The sequence below is a fragment of the Streptococcus mitis genome, from assembly GCF_009496205.1.
Classification (GTDB): domain Bacteria; phylum Bacillota; class Bacilli; order Lactobacillales; family Streptococcaceae; genus Streptococcus; species Streptococcus mitis_BN.
On sequence record NZ_WIJO01000055.1, the window covers coordinates 1 to 13331 of the forward strand.

A 13331-nucleotide genomic window follows, 5' to 3' on the forward strand; every position below is an offset into this window, starting at 1 on the left:
GACCAATAATCTCATCAAACTTATCAAGCGCAATGCCTTTGGATTTCGAAACTTTGAAAACTTCAAAAAAAGGATTTTTATCGCTCTAAACATCAAAAAAGAAAGGACGAAATTTGTCCTTTCTCGAACTTAGCTTTTCTTCAACCCACTACAGTTGACAAAGAGCCTTTTAAAATTTCATAATAAAGAATTCCTAAAATCAAAATCTTTTTGTCCCAGACTCTTTTTGATTACTAAAAATTAAAGAATTCCATAGCCTGTTTGAAAAGCAATTCCGTATACTCTGGGTCTTCTTGGGCAATGGTAACCTGATCTTGAATCATTTCCAAGTCATCCGTTATCATGCCGTCTGCTCCCAAATGAACAGATTTATCAAAGGACTCTGAACTATTGATGGTCCACACGTACAATTTCTGATCGGTATTCCAAAGCTTGTTGACAAAATTTTCATCTAAAGTTGAATACTCCATGGTATAACCTGTAGCCTTGGTTCTTGGAAAAATACTATTATAAGGTAGGATTAAAAAGACTGGAATTTGAGTATCGTAGGCTAAGACCTGGTCAATCACATGGTAGTCCAAAGATTGCATTTGGTGACCATTCTGCTTAAGAACCGTTCCATATTTTTCCATAAAGCGTTTCATCATATCTGGACTATCTTTTCGACTGGTTTTAATTTCAATAAGGAGTTTTTGATGCAATTCATTGGCTTTATTGAGATAGTCATCAAAACTAGACACCTTGCTATGATAACCATTTTCTGAAATATTGAGTTTGGTTAATTCTTCCAAAGTGAGATCCTGAGGATTGGCATTAACTCCTGTCAGATTCTTGATATTGGCATCATGCATCATGACAAACTGACCATCTTTTGTTTCCTGAACATCTGTCTCAACGAAATCTGGACTTAGTTGGGCTGTCTTTTCTAAAGATTGGACTGTATTTTGCACACCATTCTTATTAGATACTCCCCTGTGAGAGATAATTAAAGGTTTATTGGCAACTGGAGCTTCTAAATAAACATAACCCTCAAGAGCGAAAAAAATACAAGCACATCCCATCACTCCCCATCTCATCCAGTGGTCTTTCTTTCTCCTTGGTGTGATTTCTAATTCTTCTCCTGTTAAGAAGGAAACAAACTTAATGAGAAAGTAAGTCAAGGCCATATAGTGGAAATTCTTAATCAAGACAAAGTTAATAATTCCTAGCACAAGAGATTCCTTATGGGTCAAACCATCCATCAGCACCTGACTTGCTAATATTGGAATCAATAAAAGAATGAAAAATAGGTAGGTTTTGACGACAAACCAAAGCAAGTTCCAAGTATAAAACCAGGAGTGCTTTCTTGTCTTCTCTAGACTGTATCTGACCGCTTCTTTGACTGTTTTTTTCTCAAATAAAATCTGGGGTAAGGCAAACATCAAGCGCACTGAAATGTAAAATAGCAGTAAAGCCAGAATAGTAACCACTATACCTACTAGCCAATACTTGTCTTCTATATAATCAATGATAAAGTCCGGAATGACAATTTTATTTAGGTAGTAAATCTTTAAAATCTTTCGAAGCAATGGAAAGAGCATCATGACATAAAAGAAGATAAAGGCTATCTTTGCAAGCGTGACTTGCTTCATAAACAAGAAACTTTGGCGAAAGACCTTACGACTGTACTCCAGCAAGGTCCTTTTTTCATGGCATAATAAATGCCGAGCACCAATAAAGAGAAGTCCTATCTGGTAATAGGCGACCAATAAATTAACAATTACCAGAACAAATAAAGCAAGACTAATAAAGGGTGAACCCGTTATAATGGCAAAAATATTGTTGTAGGAAAGAAAGAGATAGCCTGTCTGACGGAGCAAAAGTCCAGCAATCCAAGAATTTGATGGTAACCAGACAAACTCAATCATCATGAAAGTCAAGAAGAAAAGAAAGAGTATTTTATCTAGATTAAAGTATATCTGCTTAAAACCTAGATTTTTAGGTTTTTCAGGTTTCATAGGCACTCCTAGTCAAATAATTGAGACAAGTCCAAGCCTCCAAAAGGATTATTCGAGAGGTTACTTTCTGCCCCTAACAACTCTCTAGCTTGATCCGACTCTAGAAAGGACTCGTAAACACGCGCCGTCATACGAGCATCCTCTAAGCTATTATGAGACTGACCTTGAAATCCAAGAAATGAGGCAACAGTTTGCAATTTGAGATTGGCAATACCATGTAAATCCGAACTCCGACGTTCAAAAGCTTCATCATACAAATCTACCTTGTACTGCTGACTGTAGTCTAAACCATGCTCTGCTAGAATAGGCAAATCACTTTTAGCAGCATTGTAGCCTACCATGGGTAAAGAACCCACAAACTCTTGGAAATCTTTTATAACTTTCTCCACTGGAGGGGCATCTTTTAAGGTCTCAGCTGTAATCCCAGTCAAACCATTGATAAAACTCTTTAGAGGCACACTAGTATGAACATAGGAATCATAGGCATCGATTTCCTGACCATCTCTAAAACGCACTGCCGATACTTGAATCAAGTGTGCTTGCCCTTCATGCTGATTAAATTCTAAGTCGAAAGCAATATAATCTTCTAATCGTTCCATTTTCTACCTCTCCTCTACTGTTATTTTACTTGAGCAACTATACTATTTAGAAATAAAAGAAGCCATCAGGTTAGCATTTAACCTAAACAGCTCCTTGATTATCCTCCAAATAAACGAGCAAAAAAGCCTTTCTTAGTTGATTGGACTTCTTCTTTTGCTTGGTCCAGCTCTAGCTTAAGATTTTCTTGATCCTTCATGGCTTGAAGGGTCAATTGTTGCTGCTGATCGAGTTGTTTGTCTTTCTCAGCAATCTGACGGTCTTTGATACGCATCTGCTCGTCTTTTTCTGATAACTGACGATCCTTGGCTTTTAATTGTTCATAAAGACGGAGAATTTCTGCATTCTTCTCATCAACTAGAATCTCCATCAGTTCACGTTGCTTGACATCTTCACTGACAGGCTCATCTTCAAAAATCGTTTTTTTATAGATTTCTTCTAGCTTAATCAAGCCACTTCTGGTAACGACTGTTACCCCTTTGTCATTTTTATCTGTGTCTTCTTCTGGTAATTCTTTGACACGGTTATTGATTGCTTGGCGAGATAATCCTAAGACCTCTGCAATCTCACTGACGGTCATTTCAATACTCATAATATCCTCTGAAACGTTTTCTAGCTTTTCTTTACTTAAATCTTATCATAAGCTAGAAAAACTGTCAAATTTCCGCTTAAGCTAAGGCCTTCAAAAAGGCTAACAAGACTTGAGCAGAGCGACGTCCAGCTTCGATAATAAACTCATCAAAAGAGATGTTTGCTTTATGGTTGGCATTGTCACTCATAGCTCGAATAACTAAAACTGGAAGACTAAGAGCATGCGCTGCCTGAGCAATAGCTGCCCCCTCCATCTCAACAGCTAAAACTTCTGGGAAATGGGACTTAATCGCTTCTATCTTATCATTTCCTGCAACAAAACTATCTCCTGTAGCAATCAAACCAAGATGCCAATTTTGATCCAATTGAGATAAACTCTCTTGGATTTTGGCGACAAAGGTTTTATCTGATTCAAAATAAAGCGGTTGTTGCGCCATTTGTCCATAAGCATAGCCAAAAGCTGTAACATCCACGTCATGATAGGCTAATTTGTCAGCAATCACAACATCTCCAACAGCAATACCTTCTGCTACTGCCCCAGCTGATCCCGTATTAATCACAGCATCCACTTGGAAATGATCAGCCAAAATCGCCACACTCATAGCAGACATGACCTTACCAATTCCACTTTCTACAAGAACTACTTCATGAGAGGCAAGGTTTCCTGTATGATAGGTATTGCCTAAAACAACTTGCTCCTGGGCATTGTCTAAATGCTGGACCAAATAAGCTAGTTCTTCTGGCATAGCTGCAATAATTCCTATTTTCATTTCAATTCCTTTTCTATTACAAAAGTTTCATTGCTAAGACAAGCAAAATCAAGAGAAAGATGACTGCAAATAAAATCTTATTTAACTTAGAATTGAAGACATTTCTCTTAGTATTTTCAATGCGACGGCTTTTATGAATAGACGGTTCGACCTGAATCTTTAAGGTTTCCTGACTAAATCCATGATCCTTAGGATTGGCATAACCAAAACGGGAAGAAGAGGTTGGTAAAATCTTAGTCTCCTCATCATCTAGCAAAGGAGGACCTGAAATTTTTTCGCCTCTATTAGCTCTTTCGATTATTTCATCCGTTAATAAAGGTTTACCCATACTGACCTCCTCTATTTTTTCTGCAATTCCCAATACTGAACAGCCATAATTGTCTTGGCATCACAGATATGACCTAATTTGATTAATTCCTTAGCTTCTTCTAAACTAACTTCAAGGACTTCCAAGGTTTCATCCTCATCCTGCGAACGCGGATTTTCCACCTTTGTCAAATCGCTTGCTAGGTATAGTTTTAACTTTTCATTACAAAAGCCAATGGCTGAGTAAAAATCGTACAAGAGTTCTAATTTCCCTGTATAGGCTGTTTCTTCCTCTAATTCACGCAGGGCTGCTGCGACAGTGTCTGTATTTTCTCCTACTTCCAGTTTTCCAGCTGGAATTTCGTAAGAGACAGCCTCGATGGCTTTGCGGTACTGCTTGACCAAGATGAGTTTTTGTTCATCCGTTACGGCTAAAACACAAACAGCCCCATTGTGGAAAATCAAATCCCGTTGGGCAGTTCCTTTACCTTCTGGTAATTCAACCTGATCTTGGACCAGTTTAAATATTGGTCCTTGATAGATTTCTTTTCTGCTAAGTGTTTTTTCTTCAAATTCCATGATAGGCTCCTACTGATTCTTAGGATGATGAGGAAGGCGTGTTGCATATTCGTCTTTATTAACCTGACGACCGCGACCAATCGCAATCGCATCTGCTGGCACGTCTTTAGTTATAGTTGAACCAGCACCAACGAGGGAATTGTCACCAAGTTCTACTGGCGCAATAATGGTTGAATTTGAACCAACAAAGACATTGTTACCAATGACTGTTTTGTATTTGTTTTTACCATCGTAGTTGACTGTAATAGTTCCTGCACCGAAATTAACCTTGCTACCCACTTCACAGTTTCCGATATAAGTCAAATGACCAGCCTTAGTATTCTCGCCGATAGAAGAACCTTTCACCTCAACAAAGTTACCAATATGAACTTGGGCACCCAGACTTGAACCTGGACGAATGTGGGCATAAGGTCCGACTGTCACTCCATCAGCAACACTACTTTCTTCAATCATAGAGTTAGTAATAACAGCTCCTGCTCCAATAGTGCTATCCACTACATAAGTACCGTTTGTCAAAATAGTCTCAGCACCAATTTTCGTTTGCCCTTTCAAGGTAACATTGGCTTCGATTTGAACTTCAGGAGCAATCTCAACATCAATATCGATATAAGTTGCTTCTGGATTGACAAAGCTAACACCATTGACCATGTGTTGGTGATTGATGCGACGACGCATAACCGACTCAGCTGTCGCAAGTGCTACACGGTCATTTACTCCAAGACTCTCATCAAAATCTTTCAAAGTATAAGCGCCAACTTTTTCACCAGCTTCACGGAAAATCCCAATGACATCTGTGATATAGTATTCACCTTGAGCGTTGTTGGTATTGATATTTTTCAAAGCCTCAAACAAACGCTCGTTATCAAAAATATATGTTCCAGTGTTGATTTCCTTGATTTGCTTTTCAAAATCTGTAGCATCCTTCTGCTCAACAATGCGAAGAACTTCAGCATTGTCATTACGCACAATTCGTCCATAGCCGAAAGGATTATCTGTTTCAGCAGTCAAGATAGTCGCTACATTCTTATGATTGATGTGGAAATCAATCAAGTTTTTCAAGCTTTCACCTGTGATTAAAGGAGTATCCCCTGCAATGACCAAGGTGTGACCTGACAAACCTTCTAGGATAGGCTCTGTCATCATAACTGCATGGCCAGTCCCTAACTGTTCAGATTGAGTCACAACTTCTGTCTGTCCAGCCAAGACTTCCTCAACCAATTCTGCCTTATGTCCTACAACTGTGACTGTCTTTTCAGGTTGGATCGCTCCGACACTACGGAAAACATGTTCCAACATAGAAATACCCGCAACCTTGTGCAACACTTTTGGCAAATCAGATTTCATGCGAGTCCCTTTACCCGCTGCTAAAATAATGGCATAATTTGACATAATCTTCTCTTTTCTCTAGAAATTCTCTTTTATTATACCATATTTCAAATCATTCCGCGCTCTTGAATGAAAAAATGCTCTAAAGTCCTTTCCTTAACCCATTTTTTGAGTATTTTTTTTGATTTTTTTTCATTTTTAAGGTAAAATTATGAGATATGAGAAAGAAAATTAATCCGCTTATTTTATTTGGTTTTTTTGGGATTATAATTTTCATTTTAATCCTGAATCGCCCTCGTTTTGAAGATCATCCCGTAAAAACAAAATCCAATATCGCCCAAGTAGAATCGCAAGCGCTACATAATATAGATAAACCGGTGATTGATGTTTCTGGTTGGCAACGACCTGAGGAAATAAATTACGATACTCTGTCCCAAAACATTTCTGGAGCTATCGTTCGTGTACATAGTGGCGCTCAGTCTTTAAAAGAAAACGATGCTTCCTTTGTTAATGGGGTAGATAAGGCCTTTAAAACCCATATTACCGAGTTTCAAAAACGAAATGTCCCAGTTGGTGTCTATGCCTTTGTAGCTGGAAAAAGTGTCCAAGAAATGGAAAAGGCTGCTGAAGTTTTTTATAACGCTTCATCGCCATACAGCCCTAGTTACTATTGGCTAGACGTGGAAGATAAAACCATGTCCAATATGAACGAAGGTGTTGAAGCCTTTCGAGCAAAACTAGAATCACTAGGTGCTAAAAATATCGGAATCTACGTCGGGGTCTACTTCATGGAAGAACACAGTATTGATACAGACAAGTTTACCTCTGTTTGGATTCCTTCCTATGGTTCTGACTCAGGATTTTACGAGGCAACTCCAAAAACTGATTTAGATTACGACATCCACCAGTACACATCTAAAGGAAAAATTGCTGGCTTTGACCACGATTTGGACATCAACGTCATTTCTTCCTTAAAAAACAAAGAAGAAACCTTTAGAAAAATCTTTTTAAAACCTTAAAAGCATTTGTTTATCATTTGCTTTTTCTTTTTGTGTTTGATTGTGATACAATATAGTAAGGATTTTTTGAAATAGAAATAGTTGGAGGAACAATATGCTCTCATGGTTAGCACGTGTTATTAAAGGGATTGTCATTGCTCTTGGATTTATCTTACCGGGAATTTCCGGAGGGGTTCTAGCAGCAATCTTAGGAATTTATGAACGAATGATTGGCTTTCTGGCCCATCCCTTTAAGGACTTTAAAGAAAATGTTTTGTACTTTATTCCAGTTGCCTTCGGTATGCTTCTGGGAATCGGCTTATTTTCTTACCCGATTGAATACCTGCTTGAAAATTATCAGGTCTTTGTCTTATGGAGCTTTGCGGGTGCCATCATTGGTACAGTTCCTAGCCTTCTAAAAGAATCAACTCGAGAATCTGACCGAGACAAGATTGATTTAGCTTGGTTCTGGGCAACCTTTATCATTTCTGGACTAGGTCTCTATGCCTTAAATTTTGTAGTTGGAACCTTAAGTGCCAGCTTTCTTAATTTCGTCCTAGCTGGTGCACTGCTGGCTCTTGGCGTATTGGTTCCTGGCCTCAGTCCATCAAATCTACTTTTGATTTTGGGCCTCTATGCTCCTATGTTGACTGGTTTTAAAACCTTCGACCTCTTGGGAACCTTCTTCCCGATTGGAATCGGAGCAGGTGCAACTCTCATTATTTTTTCAAAATTGATGGATTATGCCCTAAATAACTACCACTCACGCGTCTATCATTTCATCATCGGTATCGTCCTTTCAAGTACCCTTTTGATCTTAATTCCAAATGCAGGAAACGCTGAAAGTATCCAATACACTGGTATTTCTCTTGTTGGGTATGTCATCATCGCCTTCTTCTTTGCGCTGGGAATCTGGCTTGGTATTTGGATGAGCCAATTGGAGGATAAGTATAAATAATGGCAAAAAAGGTTAAAATCAAAAAAACATTGGTGGAACAAATCCTGTCTAAAGCAGGTATCCCACATCAGGGGATTCAAATCAATGCCCTAGAAGGAGAGCTTCCTCAAGGTTATGAACGAGATCAGATTTTCAAAACCTTGGCTCTTTTGGGAGACAAGACAGGACCGATTATTGGAATTATCCCTATCACTCAACACTTGTCTGAAAAGAAACTAGCTAAAATTTCTGGCAATAAAAAAGTGAGCATGATTCCACAAAAGGACTTAGAAAAAACAACAGGTTATATTCATGGAGCCAATAATCCTGTCGGAATTCGTCAGAAACACAATTACCCCATTTTTATCGATAAAATCGCCCTAGACTTGGATCAAATGATTGTCTCTGCTGGAGAAGTTGGTCACAGCATTATCGTCGCGCCACAAGACTTGGCCAGCTTTGTAAAGGCCGACTTTGCAGATATCTTGGAGGACAGAAAGTAATGAAACTCTACTTTGTCCGCCACGGTCGTACAGTCTGGAACCAAGAAGGACGCTTTCAAGGTGCTAGTGGTGATTCTCCCCTTCTTCCTGAATCCATTGAAACCCTAAAACGACTAGGCCAGTATCTCAAGGATATTCCTTTTGATCAGATTTATTCAAGTGATTTACCTCGAGCGGTCAGATCTGCTGAAATTATCCAAAGTCAACTCCAGATCCCATGTCCTTTAGAAAGTGTTCCTAATCTCCGTGAATGGCAGCTGGGGAAGTTGGAAGGTTTGAAAATTGCAACCTTGGAATCTATTTACCCGCAACAAATCAAAGCTTTCCGATCTAACCTTGCTCAATTTGACACTCAAATGTTTGGAGCAGAGTCCCTCTATAGCACCACGCAACGGACCATCCAATTTATCAAATCATTAAAAGATAGTCCAGCTGAGCGTATTCTAATTGTCGGACACGGCGCCAATCTTACTGCCAGTCTTCGTACTCTTCTAGGATATAAAGAACCACTTCTTCGTAAAGATGGAGGTCTAGCAAATGCCAGCCTGACCATTCTAGAAACCCATGATTTTGAAACATTTACTCTCAATACTTGGAATGATACTTCCTATCAATAACAGAACTTGATTGTAGCGTCAAGTTCTTTTTAGTTTTGAAAGATTATTCGTGAATTTCTTGGTTATTTATGATAAAATGGGAGTATCGCAAAAAATGACTCATCGTATTCAATTTTGAGTAAAACTAGGAGGATCCCATGTCAACAGAACATATGGAAGAACTAAATGACCAGCAGATCGTTCGCCGTGAAAAAATGGCTGCACTCCGTGAACAAGGAATCGATCCTTTCGGAAAACGTTTTGAACGTACTGCAAATTCACAAGAATTAAAAGATAAATATGCCGACCTCGATAAAGAACAATTACACGATAAAAATGAAACAGCTACTATCGCAGGACGCTTGGTAACCAAACGGGGTAAAGGTAAAGTAGGTTTTGCCCACCTTCAAGACCGCGAAGGTCAAATCCAGATCTACGTTCGTAAGGATGCTGTCGGTGAAGAAAACTATGAAATCTTCAAAAAAGCAGACCTTGGTGACTTCCTTGGTGTCGAAGGTGAAGTCATGCGTACAGATATGGGAGAACTCTCTATCAAAGCAACCCACATCACACACTTATCCAAGGCTCTCCGTCCTCTACCAGAGAAATTCCACGGTTTGACAGACGTTGAAACAATTTACCGTAAACGTTACCTTGACTTGATTTCTAACCGGGAAAGCTTTGAGCGCTTTGTCACTCGTTCAAAAATCATTTCTGAAATCCGTCGTTACCTTGACCAAAAAGGTTTCCTTGAAGTGGAAACACCTGTTCTTCATAATGAAGCCGGTGGTGCTGCTGCCCGTCCATTTATCACACACCACAATGCCCAAAACATTGACATGGTGCTTCGTATCGCGACTGAACTTCACTTGAAACGCCTTATCGTTGGTGGTATGGAACGTGTCTATGAAATTGGCCGTATTTTCCGTAATGAAGGAATGGATGCTACTCATAACCCTGAGTTCACTTCTATCGAAGTTTACCAAGCTTATGCAGACTTCCAAGACATCATGGACTTGACGGAAGGCATTATCCAACATGCTGCTAAATCAGTCAAAGGCGATGGCCCAGTTAACTATCAAGGTACTGAAATCAAAATCAATGAACCATTTAAACGTGTTCACATGGTGGATGCTATCAAAGAAATTACTGGTGTCGATTTCTGGCAAGACATGACTTTCGAGGAAGCCAAAGCTATCGCTGCTGAGAAGAAAGTTCCAGTTGAGAAACACTACACTGAGGTTGGTCACATCATCAATGCCTTCTTTGAAGAGTTTGTTGAAGAAACCTTAATCCAACCAACCTTTGTCTATGGACATCCAGTAGCTGTATCTCCACTTGCTAAGAAGAATCCTGAAGACCAACGCTTTACTGACCGTTTTGAACTCTTCATCATGACTAAGGAGTACGGTAATGCCTTTACTGAGCTCAACGATCCAATCGACCAACTTAGCCGTTTTGAAGCCCAAGCTAAAGCTAAAGAACTTGGTGACGATGAAGCGACAGGCATCGACTACGACTACATTGAAGCCCTTGAATACGGTATGCCTCCAACAGGTGGTTTGGGAATCGGTATCGATCGTCTCTGCATGCTACTCACTGATACAACTACTATACGTGATGTATTACTCTTCCCAACAATGAAATAACCTCTTATCCTCTGGTACTTGCCAGAGGATTTTTCGATACAAAAAGAGACTGAGTAAAAACTCAATCTCTACTTTTCACTTCTTTGGTTGCTACATCTTCTCCAAACCATTTATGGCTAATCTCTTGGAACTTCCCTTCTTGGTAAAGTTGAACAAAAGCTTGGTTTAAAGCTTGTAGTAATCTTTTGTCAGCTGGTCTAACTCCGACTGCAAAGGATTCACTTTCAAATCCAGCCGAAAAGACATTGTAGTCATTTAATATCCCCTCAGACTGAAGATAGTAATTAGCATACACTCGGTCAATCAACAAGGCATCAATTCGATCATTCTTCAAATCAATCAAGGCTTCATTGAAACTCTGATATTGATTGGCTTTCTGGTCTTTAACACGATTTTTCAATAAATCTGGCTGCGCTTCAAAGTCTAGATAACCAGAGGATCCTGCTTGGGCTCCCAAGGTCTTATCCTTCATATCCTCTACTGAATGGATCTGCTGGTTTTTCTTCGCAACCAGAACTTGCTGATTTTCCATGTATGGAATGCTAAAAGCAACCTTCTCTCGGCGTTCATCAGTGGCAGAATACCCATTCCAGATGGCATCTATGGTTCCATTTTGTAGCTCCGTCTCCTTCATATCCCAGTCGATTGGTTGAAATTGCACCTTGACACCTAATTTTTCAGAAACTGCTTGCGCCAAATCAATATCAAAGCCTGTATATTGGCCATTCTTTTCTTCAAATCCCATGGGTACAAAGGTATTGTCAAAACCAATAGTAATAGTCCCCTGCTCTTGATACTTATCCCAGTTATCCTGCTTTGGATCACTAGCCTTCTGAGTACAAGCCGTTAAAAAGAGAGTCAGGAGAGAAACCAATACTAAAGCAATTTTCTTATTAGTCATTGGCACCTCCTACTTGGGCTCAACTTTGAGAATCTGATCTGCGATATTTTCCGCAAACTGCAAATCGTGGGTAACCACAATCTGGGTCATGCCAAGTTTCCTATTTTGCAAGATCAGCTTTTCCACTTCCAAGCGTAATTCTGGATCCAGGGCAGAAGTTGGTTCATCGTAACCTATGATTTCTGGGTCAATCATCATAGCACGCGCCAAGGCCACCCGCTGCTTTTGCCCACCTGATAGTGAGAAGGGATAGGCATCTGCATGTCCTGCCAGCCCTAACTGTTCCAAGAGTCCACGTGCCTTCTTCTCTGCCTCTTCCTGCTTCATTCCCATTGTTTTCACAGGAGATAAGGTCAAATTGTCTAGAACTGATAAATGAGGGAAAAGTTGAAAATCTTGGAATACAAATCCCAGTAGATTTCGCTTCTCCAATTCATTCAGTTCCAAAGGTTCTCCATTATAAAAGATTTGTCCTGAATCGATGGTTTCAAGACCTGCAAGCATACGTAAGAGGGTTGTCTTACCTCCACCCGAAGGCCCAACTATAGCCAGGATTTGCTTTTCAGGAATTTTTAGACTGAAATTAGATAAAATTTGCTTTCCACCAAATCCCTTATTGATATTTCGTAATTCTAACATGGCAGCCTCCTATCTATAGTAACTGTACTTCTTCTCAACTTTTTTGGCAAGAATGGTCACAATCCCAATCAAAATCAAGTAAATGGCTCCTGCCAAGAACATGGGAACAAGACTGGCATCACGGTTGGCAGCTGTTCGACTCGCCAAGATAAGGTCTGAAATTCCTAGAGCGTAGACCAGAGACGTATCCTTGACCAAACTCATAACCTCATTAAATACGCTTGGAAGAACAATCTTGGTCACCTGAGGCAAAATAATATAGCGTACTGTATCAAAAGGATTAAACTTCAAGACCTTAGCAGCCTCGTATTGACCTCTAGGAATGGTATCAATCCCCCCACGGAAGATTTCAGCAAAGTAAGCCGCATAATTCAAAACAAAGGCAATAATAGCCGCAGGAAGACGATCCAAACGAATCCCAATACTTGGTAGGACATAATAGATAAAGATTAATTGCAAGAGCAAGGGTGTTCCCCGCATAATCCAAATATAAATATTAATCAGATGATGGAGGGGCTTCCAATGGACTTGCAAGGCAAAGGCAATCAAAACGCCCAAGGGAATAGAAAAAATCAAGACCAGTGCAAAAACCTGCAAAGTCATGCTTGCACCGCTCAATAAACTCGGTAATATCTCAAACAAATAAGACATACTGCACCTCCTAAAAATAATTGTTCCCATTATAGCATAAATAAACAAAAATTCCAAGGATTTTTGCAAAAAAATTCTCTTTTAAAAAGAAAAACTATATCTATCAATCATGACCACCCGTCTAACGAGTGGTTTATCCCAGGGCTATAAGCCCAAATTACCATAACCTGAGACAAAATAGTTCTCAGCCACAAAAAAGCTAGAGATTTCCAATAGCGGAACTGAACTGCACCCCAAAAGTTAGACAGAAAAAATCTAACTTTTGGGGTGTTTTTATTATGAAATTAACTT

At 39.5% G+C, this 13331-nt stretch carries 16 protein-coding genes; 6 read left to right on the top strand and 10 right to left on the bottom strand.

All coding sequences use genetic code 11. The annotated features are described in order from the left end of the window. Positions 1 to 133, top strand: a 133-nt coding sequence (locus tag GEZ85_RS08435) for a transposase (RefSeq protein WP_170085076.1), incomplete at its 5' end; no start/stop codon positions are given. 100 nt (positions 134 to 233) lie between these two features. Here GEZ85_RS08435 and GEZ85_RS08440 read toward each other — a convergent pair. The 7 genes from GEZ85_RS08440 to glmU all read right to left on the bottom strand — a co-directional run bounded on the left by GEZ85_RS08440 (position 234) and on the right by glmU (position 6229). Then, positions 234 to 1997, bottom strand: coding sequence for a glycerophosphoryl diester phosphodiesterase membrane domain-containing protein (locus tag GEZ85_RS08440; RefSeq protein ID WP_153210042.1), 1764 nt, complete (start codon positions 1995 to 1997; stop codon positions 234 to 236). A gap of 8 nt (positions 1998 to 2005) precedes the next feature. Beyond that, positions 2006 to 2596, bottom strand: coding sequence for a 3'-5' exonuclease (locus GEZ85_RS08445; protein WP_153210041.1), 591 nt, complete (start codon positions 2594 to 2596; stop codon positions 2006 to 2008). 98 nt (positions 2597 to 2694) lie between these two features. Continuing rightward, positions 2695 to 3186, bottom strand: coding sequence for a chromosome segregation protein RocS (rocS, locus tag GEZ85_RS08450; protein WP_000021242.1), 492 nt, complete (start codon positions 3184 to 3186; stop codon positions 2695 to 2697). 76 nt (positions 3187 to 3262) lie between these two features. Then, complete coding sequence (locus GEZ85_RS08455; protein WP_153210040.1) at positions 3263 to 3955, bottom strand: 5'-methylthioadenosine/adenosylhomocysteine nucleosidase; 693 nt, start codon at positions 3953 to 3955, stop codon at positions 3263 to 3265. A gap of 16 nt (positions 3956 to 3971) precedes the next feature. Continuing rightward, on the bottom strand, positions 3972 to 4283 hold the full coding sequence (gene macP / locus GEZ85_RS08460) for a cell wall synthase accessory phosphoprotein MacP (RefSeq protein ID WP_125452959.1): 312 nt from the start codon (positions 4281 to 4283) through the stop codon (positions 3972 to 3974). Between the two features lie 11 nt (positions 4284 to 4294). Continuing rightward, entirely contained in the window at positions 4295 to 4840 is a 546-nt protein-coding gene (locus GEZ85_RS08465) for an NUDIX hydrolase (RefSeq protein WP_125452958.1), read from the bottom strand. Between the two features lie 9 nt (positions 4841 to 4849). Beyond that, positions 4850 to 6229: a bifunctional UDP-N-acetylglucosamine diphosphorylase/glucosamine-1-phosphate N-acetyltransferase GlmU gene (glmU, locus tag GEZ85_RS08470; RefSeq protein WP_153210039.1), complete on the bottom strand. Its 1380-nt coding sequence runs from the start codon at positions 6227 to 6229 to the stop codon at positions 4850 to 4852. A 155-nt stretch (positions 6230 to 6384) separates the two neighbouring features. Here glmU and GEZ85_RS08475 point away from each other — a divergent pair, with 155 nt between their 5' ends. The 5 genes from GEZ85_RS08475 (at position 6385) to lysS (ending at position 10849) form a co-directional block, all read left to right on the top strand. Then, positions 6385 to 7185, top strand: coding sequence for a GH25 family lysozyme (locus GEZ85_RS08475; RefSeq protein WP_153210038.1), 801 nt, complete (start codon positions 6385 to 6387; stop codon positions 7183 to 7185). A 94-nt stretch (positions 7186 to 7279) separates the two neighbouring features. Continuing rightward, positions 7280 to 8122, top strand: coding sequence for a DUF368 domain-containing protein (locus GEZ85_RS08480; protein WP_153210037.1), 843 nt, complete (start codon positions 7280 to 7282; stop codon positions 8120 to 8122). After that, positions 8122 to 8604 (top strand): aminoacyl-tRNA deacylase, encoded by a 483-nt coding sequence (locus GEZ85_RS08485; RefSeq protein ID WP_084924229.1) that lies wholly within the window; start codon positions 8122 to 8124, stop codon positions 8602 to 8604. Before GEZ85_RS08480 ends, GEZ85_RS08485 begins: the two co-directional genes overlap by 1 nt. Beyond that, complete coding sequence (locus GEZ85_RS08490) at positions 8604 to 9221, top strand: histidine phosphatase family protein (protein WP_084924227.1); 618 nt, start codon at positions 8604 to 8606, stop codon at positions 9219 to 9221. The genes GEZ85_RS08485 and GEZ85_RS08490 overlap by 1 nt, the downstream gene beginning before the upstream one ends. A gap of 137 nt (positions 9222 to 9358) precedes the next feature. Beyond that, positions 9359 to 10849, top strand: a complete 1491-nt coding sequence (gene lysS, locus GEZ85_RS08495) for a lysine--tRNA ligase (protein WP_000102450.1) — start codon at positions 9359 to 9361, stop codon at positions 10847 to 10849. Between the two features lie 61 nt (positions 10850 to 10910). Here the strand turns inward: lysS and GEZ85_RS08500 are convergent, their stop codons facing one another. The 3 genes from GEZ85_RS08500 to GEZ85_RS08510 are packed head-to-tail and all read right to left on the bottom strand — an operon-like array spanning position 10911 to position 13040. Then, positions 10911 to 11750, bottom strand: coding sequence for an amino acid ABC transporter substrate-binding protein (locus GEZ85_RS08500; RefSeq protein WP_153210036.1), 840 nt, complete (start codon positions 11748 to 11750; stop codon positions 10911 to 10913). Between the two features lie 9 nt (positions 11751 to 11759). Next, positions 11760 to 12389, bottom strand: coding sequence for an amino acid ABC transporter ATP-binding protein (locus GEZ85_RS08505; protein WP_125393599.1), 630 nt, complete (start codon positions 12387 to 12389; stop codon positions 11760 to 11762). 9 nt (positions 12390 to 12398) lie between these two features. Beyond that, positions 12399 to 13040 (bottom strand): amino acid ABC transporter permease, encoded by a 642-nt coding sequence (locus GEZ85_RS08510; RefSeq protein WP_153210035.1) that lies wholly within the window; start codon positions 13038 to 13040, stop codon positions 12399 to 12401. Between the last annotated feature and the right edge of the window lie 291 nt (positions 13041 to 13331).

What these genes read in the sequence shown, in the direction of transcription:
- GEZ85_RS08485 (WP_084924229.1), top strand. Translation starts at nt 8,122, where the DNA reads ATGGCAAAAAAGGTTAAAATCAAAAAAACATTGGTGGAACAAATCCTG.
- glmU (WP_153210039.1), bottom strand. Translation starts at nt 6,229, where the DNA reads ATGTCAAATTATGCCATTATTTTAGCAGCGGGTAAAGGGACTCGCATG.
- GEZ85_RS08440 (WP_153210042.1), bottom strand. Translation starts at nt 1,997, where the DNA reads ATGAAACCTGAAAAACCTAAAAATCTAGGTTTTAAGCAGATATACTTT.
- GEZ85_RS08500 (WP_153210036.1), bottom strand. Translation starts at nt 11,750, where the DNA reads ATGACTAATAAGAAAATTGCTTTAGTATTGGTTTCTCTCCTGACTCTC.
- GEZ85_RS08445 (WP_153210041.1), bottom strand. Translation starts at nt 2,596, where the DNA reads ATGGAACGATTAGAAGATTATATTGCTTTCGACTTAGAATTTAATCAG.
- GEZ85_RS08505 (WP_125393599.1), bottom strand. Translation starts at nt 12,389, where the DNA reads ATGTTAGAATTACGAAATATCAATAAGGGATTTGGTGGAAAGCAAATT.
- GEZ85_RS08510 (WP_153210035.1), bottom strand. Translation starts at nt 13,040, where the DNA reads ATGTCTTATTTGTTTGAGATATTACCGAGTTTATTGAGCGGTGCAAGC.
- GEZ85_RS08480 (WP_153210037.1), top strand. Translation starts at nt 7,280, where the DNA reads ATGCTCTCATGGTTAGCACGTGTTATTAAAGGGATTGTCATTGCTCTT.
- lysS (WP_000102450.1), top strand. Translation starts at nt 9,359, where the DNA reads ATGTCAACAGAACATATGGAAGAACTAAATGACCAGCAGATCGTTCGC.
- GEZ85_RS08465 (WP_125452958.1), bottom strand. Translation starts at nt 4,840, where the DNA reads ATGGAATTTGAAGAAAAAACACTTAGCAGAAAAGAAATCTATCAAGGA.
- macP (WP_125452959.1), bottom strand. Translation starts at nt 4,283, where the DNA reads ATGGGTAAACCTTTATTAACGGATGAAATAATCGAAAGAGCTAATAGA.
- GEZ85_RS08455 (WP_153210040.1), bottom strand. Translation starts at nt 3,955, where the DNA reads ATGAAAATAGGAATTATTGCAGCTATGCCAGAAGAACTAGCTTATTTG.
- rocS (WP_000021242.1), bottom strand. Translation starts at nt 3,186, where the DNA reads ATGAGTATTGAAATGACCGTCAGTGAGATTGCAGAGGTCTTAGGATTA.
- GEZ85_RS08475 (WP_153210038.1), top strand. Translation starts at nt 6,385, where the DNA reads ATGAGAAAGAAAATTAATCCGCTTATTTTATTTGGTTTTTTTGGGATT.
- GEZ85_RS08490 (WP_084924227.1), top strand. Translation starts at nt 8,604, where the DNA reads ATGAAACTCTACTTTGTCCGCCACGGTCGTACAGTCTGGAACCAAGAA.